The sequence below is a fragment of the Mesorhizobium sp. M1A.F.Ca.ET.072.01.1.1 genome, from assembly GCF_004023325.1.
Taxonomy (GTDB): Bacteria; Pseudomonadota; Alphaproteobacteria; order Rhizobiales; family Rhizobiaceae; genus Mesorhizobium.
Window position 1 is genome coordinate 1 of sequence record NZ_RZSF01000338.1, and the last position, 7,148, is coordinate 7,148.

Genomic DNA, 7,148 nt, shown 5'->3' on the forward strand with positions numbered 1-7,148 from the left:
GTTCCATAAAGCTCCAACATGCTAGCCGCCCTGCATGGGCGAGAGGATTTCGATCCGGTCGCCGTCGCTCAACTGGAACTCCGTGCGGTTGGCTTTGTGCACGAGGTCGCCGTTGACGGCGGTGGCGAGCCAATCGCCCTCATAGTCGAGCGCGGCAAGCAACTCGGCCAGCGTGGTGGCGGCAATCTCACGCGCCTCGCCGTTGACCATCAGTTTCATGAGCATGCTCCTTGGTTCTGTCTTGACTGAAAACCAGGCCGGCAGCCTGGCGCGCCATGGCGGGGGCGAGGAGAAAACCGTGACGATAAAGACCGTTGATCGCGATGATCTCACCGTCTGTTTCGACGCGTGGCAAATTGTCGGGAAATGCCGGACGGACACCCACACCGGTTTCAACGATCTCGGCCTCACCAAAGGCCGGATGGAGGGCATGGGCGGCGCCCAGCAGCTCCATCATGGAACGCGCCGTCACCGGTCCGGCGCTCTGGCTTTCAATCATCGTCGCTCCGATCATGAAACGGTGATCGGTGCGCGGCACGGCATAAAGCGGAAAGCGTGGATGAAGCAAACGGACCGGCCGCGACAGCGAGACATCAGGCGTGCGAAGGATCAGCATTTCGCCGCGAACACCGCGCAGCCTGTCATCGGCCGCTGCCATTCCCATGCAGTCTATCTGACGGGCGAAACCCGAAACAGGCCGGGCGTCGCAGCCGAAGTGGAATTTGACACCCATGGTCGCAAGGTTGTCATGAAGTGCCGCCATCGCCTGGCGTGGGTCGAGGTGAGCCTCGTTGGGGAAGAGCAATCCACGCCGGAAGCGGCCGGCGAGGTCGGGTTCCAGGAGCGCAATTTCGTTTTCATCGACGCGCCTATGCCCTGACGTGCGACTGGCGAACCGGTCAAGCTCACCGGCATCACGCGGCGCGGCCACGACCAATGTCCCGGCCCGTGTCACCTGACCCGACAGCACCGCATCCCACCAGTCGGCAGCGTCGCGTCCGAGATCCAGCACCGGCTGCTCCGCGCTTTCGCGCTCGCACCATGGCGCCAGCATGCCGCCGGCGAACCACGACGCGTTGCCGCCAAGGCCATGCCGCATCTCGGCGACTGTGACCGTCGCGCCGCGGGCGGCGAGTTCGAAAGCGACGGTGAGGCCGGCAACGCCGGCCCCTTTGACGAGCACCCTCATGATGGTTTGGGAGCCTCCGGCACGACCGGTACGCCAGTCTCGTCCGCCGGCATGTAGAGATCGCCGCCCTCCCGGTATTTTGCCGCCATTGCCGCCATGCCTTCCTTCTGAGCCTCGGCACGGATGTCGTGGGAAATGCGCATGGAGCAGAATTTCGGCCCGCACATCGAACAGAAATGTGCCAGCTTGTGCGCCTCCTTGGGCAAGGTCTGGTCGTGGAAGGACCGTGCGGTTTCGGGGTCGAGCGACAGGTTGAACTGGTCCTCCCAGCGGAACTCGAAGCGCGCGCGCGAAAGGGCATCATCCCTGGTTTTCGCTGCCGGATGGCCCTTCGCCAGATCGGCTGCATGGGCGGCTATCTTGTAAGTGATCACCCCAATCTTGACGTCGTTGCGGTCGGGAAGGCCGAGATGCTCTTTCGGCGTGACGTAGCAAAGCATTGCGGTGCCGAACCAGCCTATCATGGCGGCACCTATCCCTGAGGTGATGTGGTCATAGCCCGGCGCGATGTCGGTCGTCAGCGGCCCCAACGTGTAGAACGGCGCCTCACCGCACACTGCGAGCTGCTTGTCCATGTTCTGCCTGATCTTGTGCATGGGGACATGGCCCGGGCCTTCGATCATCACCTGGCAGTCCTTTGCCCAGGCAATCTTGGTGAGTTCTCCAAGTGTTTCCAGTTCGGCGAATTGCGCCGCGTCGTTCGCATCGGCGATTGAACCGGGACGAAGGCCGTCGCCGAGCGAGAAGGAAACGTCATAGGCTCTGGCGATGTCGCAGATCTCCTCGAAATGCTCGTAGAGGAAGCTCTCCCGGTGATGGTGCAGGCACCATTTGGCCATGATCGAGCCGCCGCGCGAGACGATGCCCGTGACCCGGTCGACGGTCAGCGGTATGTAGTGCAGCCGCACGCCGGCGTGGATGGTGAAATAGTCGACGCCTTGCTCGGCCTGCTCGATCAGCGTGTCGCGATAGACCTCCCAGTTGAGGTCCTCGGCGATGCCGCCGACCTTTTCGAGCGCCTGATAGAGCGGCACCGTGCCGATCGGCACCGGTGCATTGCGCACGATCCAGTCGCGGATGTTGTGGATGTTGCGGCCGGTCGACAGGTCCATCACCGTATCGGCGCCCCAGCGGATCGCCCACACCATCTTTTCGACCTCTTCGGCCATCGACGATGTGACAGCCGAGTTACCGATGTTGGCGTTGATCTTCACCAGGAAATTTCGCCCGATGATCATCGGTTCGCTCTCGGGATGATTGATGTTGGCGGGAATGATTGCGCGTCCGCGCGCCACCTCGTCGCGCACGAATTCGGGTGTGACGAAATCTGGGATCGCCGCGCCGAAGGCTTCGCCGTCGCGTTGCAGCTTGCCGCGCATCACCTCGCGGCCGAGATTCTCGCGGATGGCTACGAACTCCATTTCTGGCGTGATGATGCCGGCGCGCGCATAGGCAAGTTGGGTCACCGCCTTGCCCTGCTTGGCCTTGAGCGGCCGATTGCGTATCGGAAATTCCGGTGTCAGGCGCTCGCCGGTGGCGAATCCATTGTCTTCCGGCCGGACGTGGCGGCCGTCATAGGCTTCGACATCGCAACGCGCCGTGACCCATTCGTGGCGAAGCCGGGCAAGGCCTTTTTCGATGCTGGTTTGGACTGATGGATCGGTGTAGGGGCCGGACGGATCGTAGACGGTGACGGGCGGTTCGCCGGCCGTCGGATGGACGGAAATCTCGCGCATCGGCACCCTGATCTGCGGGTAGAGGACGCCGGGCTTGTGGATTTTCCGCGAGGCGGGCAGTGGTCCCGTCGACACGGCGGGGGTGAGGGCATTCATCGTGAGGCTCCTTTGCTCATGCATTGGAGACCCAGTTCTGTGCCGGAAGGATGAAAAGACGCTTCTGTAGACCTGCTGCAGCAGGACCTCGGGCGTAAACTCCCGCAAAGCGCTTGCACCGTCCCTACGCCAGTATGAACTGGATCAGGTTCAACGGGTCACTGCGCCGCGAAAGCCAGCAGTATCTCAGCCCCTTACCGGGACTCCCCTGGTGAATGCCTCAAGTTGAATGGGCCGGTGCTGCTTTGTCAAGCGCCTTCGGGCGCCTTCGGGCGCCTTCGGCCGGTGGCGACGTCCGGCGGCCGGCCGAGCGGAGAGCTCGCGCATGCATCGGGGACAAGTCACGCCCCGTAGACCAGGGCTGGAATGGCCAAAGTCTCATTCGCTTCGTGAAGGATGGAAAAACTGTATCGGCCATGTGCGTCGAGATCGACCGAGTAGCTCAGGCGGTCACGGATGTGGTTATCCTGGTCGAAGGCGACGATTTGCGGCTTCAGCGAGGTGATTTGCACCACGTCCAGGTAGATGGAGTTGCAGATATGATCTGGTCGTCGGGCTGGCAGGTGCAAGCGGCCGCTCTATTCAGGATGCGGCATCGGCGGCGTTCCCGATACCAATGATATCTTGCGGGCAACTTATGCAATCACCGGCTTCGTAAAACCCGACGGCGGCGGCCGTGTCCTGGCGCTGAGGATGTGCCGCTGTTCCAGCAGAGAAATCGCGTGGGCGCGGAGTTTTCGCTCTGCGAGGAAGAGTTGACGCAATCGTTTAGCTTGCTTGCAGTTCGTAGAGACCCGCCTTTGAAAGCAACTAAGCTATTGCATTGATATGTTGGTGCGCGATCGATCGCTACATAGCCGGCCGCCATTATCCGAGTATTGATCCGCCGGTGTTCGTGTTGCCGTATATGGCAATCCCTGCGAGATCGTCGCGGCCGGATCGGCCGCACCCTCTAGTCATAAAAGGGGAAGCGACCGAGAATTCCGCTGCCGAAAACTTCTCTGGCTTGGCTATGCATGCGGTAGATGAGATCGCCGCCTACCGCGACCTGGTCGAGGAAGGCATCGACGCCCAGTTCGGACAGCCTGGTTATCGCAATGCGTTAGCGGCTCAGACTTGCGGTCTCGAGAGCGGCCTTTGGGGGTCACCTCTTTTTTGTTTCAGAGGTTGGAAGACGGCTGCTCGTTACCCAATAGAAATGGCGACTACGGAACGCGATCGATCGCGGCCATCAGGAAACACCTGTCTTCGGCTCAACCTCGACATGGCGTCCGATCGACCGCAGATATACAGCTATCTCGTCCATGAGATGATCGCGTTCGCCGTAGATCTCAGCAATCCTGCGCAGCTGTGGCTCGACGGACCTCCGTTGCGCCGGCGTCAAATCAGCATCGCCAAAGACATATCCCAAGTTGCCAATCGCGCAAATGTTGCAGCCGGCCTCCACAACTGCTTGCACGAATGCCGGAATGTCTTTTTCTTGCATAGTCTTCATGTCGAACCTCTCGTGAATGGCGTGCTTGCGCGCCCATGCTGCCTTTTCAGCGTGTCCTCTGGGCGGCGCAAGCCTTGAGCGTAATTGTGCCGGGCAACCTCGACTATCCCGTCTGCCACGCTCTTTAGAGTCGGTGGGGTCTGGTGATTGCAGGCTGGGCCACTCAAAAGCCTGCAAGAAGAAAGTCATGGCGACCATTGCTCAAGATCGCGAGGGTGCGTGCAAGACCTTCCGTTGGCAGTCATGCACGCTCACCCAGCAACTGGGTATTGAGCAACTGGGTCTCACGTCGCGGGTCTCGTGTGCTTCACAGCCGAAAATAAGGTACCACCGTGGCTATTCTCAAGTGCAGGCTACCTCTTCAGGACACGGCGGAGTGCCTTCCGACGCACCCCTGGTGCAACGTGCGACCTAACGAGACACATCTCGTTCGCGTTCCCTCGACCTTTCTTCGTATTGCTGCTTGCCCTGCGATTTCAGGCCCTCTGCTAGCTTCTCGGCCGCTCTTTGGCCTGCAATGTCACTATTCAAGATCATATCCGACATCCCTGGATGGTCATAACCGTAATGCGCATGCAGTTTCCCTCACGAGCAGCGCCTATCCGTCGATTAGTTCGTCTTCCGGAACCCGAAGCCCTTTTTATCCGGCGTACCTATCCACCATTCAACCGGTATACCTTTCCCAACTTTGGCGGACCATTTACCTCAGGCATGATCATCTCGCGTGACATTTTTTTTTGGCGCCATCATCGCACGTGGCATTTTCTAAAAACCAAGACGTGTCAATTTGTAAAATCAAGGATGCGGCCGCGCCCGTTGCGAGGATTTGCAGGTAGCTCTTCAGCCCCAACACGATGTGTGAGGCGGCGGTGGAAAAGGCAACCGACGGCGTCGACGCGTCCTTTGATGATCGCAAGCGATATGCTTCGTCGCGAGCCCAGATTGCGGTCTCGGGCACAAGGCGAGATCACAGTTCTGCGATCTGTGGTAACGCGAGCCCGCAAAGCGCCGCTGCGGCCACCGCTTTTGGAATCTGGACGAGATTCGTCGTCGTCTGAGATCAGTTGATCGAGCAGTTCGCGCGCGCGGGACGCGCTTGCGGTGCAGTCTCTCCCGCGAGCTCGCCCGTGACCTTCTCATCGACGACATCCGAGAGCTGCGCGGACGGCCCTATGACCTCGTCGCTGTCGCCGGCGGCTGGAAGCACCTGACACGGCCGGCCTATGCCGATGCCATCCGCGCCTGCGGAAGCAGCGGGCGTGCCGTGGACCTGACGTGGTCGGACGTGCTGATGCTGATGTGCATCGGCACTTCCAGCCGATTACCCGCGCCGAATTGTCGTCGGTTTTCGGGAAGTAATCAGTCGCGACCTGATCGGCCATCTGCGGCACCGGCCTGATCGCGTCGAACCCGCGCAGTCCGACGCCCGGCGCTCCCTACACCTATGTGACGACAAAAGCGTCCTGCTCGAGTTCGGCCTCGACACGCTTCGCGATCTCCCGGACTGCGAGGCGCTCGAGGATGCCGGGCTGCTGAGCAGAGATGAGCTGCTTGCTGGTGAAATTATGCCAGAGTTGGCTAGTGGCCATGAGGATGCGGGTTTGGATACGGAGGAATAGCTTGGCGCTGCAGACGCTGTGGCCACCGGGCTTGCGAGTGCTTCCAGCTTTCCATAGCGAATCTAGCGCGCCCAAGGGCGTCCGAAATTTGTAGGCAAATTTCGGACATGGACACGGTCAGCGACGTCAAGCAGGCAGCGGTATGCGGCCTCTGCACCGCTGTCGCCCAAAAATTCGTGGCCATGGGCAAGCCCCACTTGAGACCCCCAGAGAGAACGCTCGTGAGCGATGGAAACGGTTTTGGTCCAAAGCTTGATACAGATGGCCTGCAGATGGGTGTAGGGTTTCAAAGCGCTCGAAGACGCGCCTTCGCAGAGTTAAAAGTCCGCGACGAACTCGTGTGTCGTTTGTCGCCAACTGCAAATTCGATAGTTAGCGCAATTATACTGCGCCGAGTCTGCCATCTCGAGCCCCAAGGGTTTGTGAGGCCTCTCGGCTCACCACCGCCTTTGCTAACCGCCGTGATTCCAAAGACGCGTGCCTTTACGGAGGGGGTCAAACGGCCTATATTATTCTTTATAAGGAGAAGAATAATGGGCACACTTGCTCGCATCTACACCCCCGCAGAGGCAGCCGCCGTCAGCGGGATAGGAATCAAGGCCGTGCACAATGCGATCGACAAACGCATTGTCGATACTGTGCCAAGCACTGCTCGGCGCATCGGTGGGGTCGTCCGACGGGCATTGACCGGCGAGGATTTGCTGCGGCTCAAGCTTTGGTATGGCGTGGGTGCGACATTGCCCGCTGATCGTCGCTACCGCCTGTTCGAGGAAATCAAAGCTGCCCCAAGGGCCAAGACCGTAAGGGCCGACGACCTGCTGATCGTCGACGTCGCCGAGGCACGTAAACAGCTCAAAGCGCGCATCGTGGATCTTGATGAAGCGGAGGCCGCCATCGGCCGCGTTAAAGGGGTGATGGGCGGAGAGCCTGTCTTCAAAGGAACCCGCATCCCTGTTCGTATGATCACGACGATGCTAGCGCAGGGCGCAGATGAAGCGGAGGTTCTGGAGGGA

At 60.3% G+C, this 7,148-nt stretch carries 6 protein-coding genes, 1 pseudogene and 1 riboswitch; of the genes and pseudogenes, 2 read left to right on the forward strand and 5 right to left on the reverse strand.

What is annotated here, in order from left to right; all coding sequences use genetic code 11:
- Window positions 1–21 precede the first annotated feature (21 nt).
- The 5 genes from thiS to EOA32_RS40835 form a co-directional block, all read right to left on the reverse strand.
- The gene (thiS, locus tag EOA32_RS30825) at window positions 22–219 is read right to left on the reverse strand and encodes a sulfur carrier protein ThiS (protein WP_126057620.1); all 198 of its coding nucleotides are present in this window, start codon (window positions 217–219) and stop codon (window positions 22–24) included.
- Window positions 188–1,189: a glycine oxidase ThiO gene (gene thiO / locus EOA32_RS30830; RefSeq protein WP_126057621.1), complete on the reverse strand. Its 1,002-nt coding sequence runs from the start codon at window positions 1,187–1,189 to the stop codon at window positions 188–190. Before thiO ends, thiS begins: the two co-directional genes overlap by 32 nt.
- Window positions 1,186–3,021: a phosphomethylpyrimidine synthase ThiC gene (thiC, locus tag EOA32_RS30835; protein ID WP_126063809.1), complete on the reverse strand. Its 1,836-nt coding sequence runs from the start codon at window positions 3,019–3,021 to the stop codon at window positions 1,186–1,188. The genes thiO and thiC overlap by 4 nt, the downstream gene beginning before the upstream one ends.
- A 103-nt stretch (window positions 3,022–3,124) precedes the next feature.
- Window positions 3,125–3,241: riboswitch (TPP riboswitch) on the reverse strand.
- Between the two features lie 121 nt (window positions 3,242–3,362).
- Window positions 3,363–3,590, reverse strand: coding sequence for a hypothetical protein (locus EOA32_RS30840; protein ID WP_245454713.1), 228 nt, complete (start codon window positions 3,588–3,590; stop codon window positions 3,363–3,365).
- 662 nt (window positions 3,591–4,252) lie between these two features.
- Entirely contained in the window at window positions 4,253–4,714 is a 462-nt protein-coding gene (locus tag EOA32_RS40835) for a hypothetical protein (protein WP_306283303.1), read from the reverse strand.
- Window positions 4,715–5,612: 898 nt separating this feature from the next.
- Here EOA32_RS40835 and EOA32_RS40225 point away from each other — a divergent pair.
- A pseudogene (locus EOA32_RS40225) lies at window positions 5,613–6,135 on the forward strand (SMC-Scp complex subunit ScpB).
- A gap of 533 nt (window positions 6,136–6,668) precedes the next feature.
- On the forward strand, window positions 6,669–7,148 hold a 480-nt coding region (locus tag EOA32_RS30855), incomplete at its 3' end, for a DUF433 domain-containing protein (protein WP_145971399.1).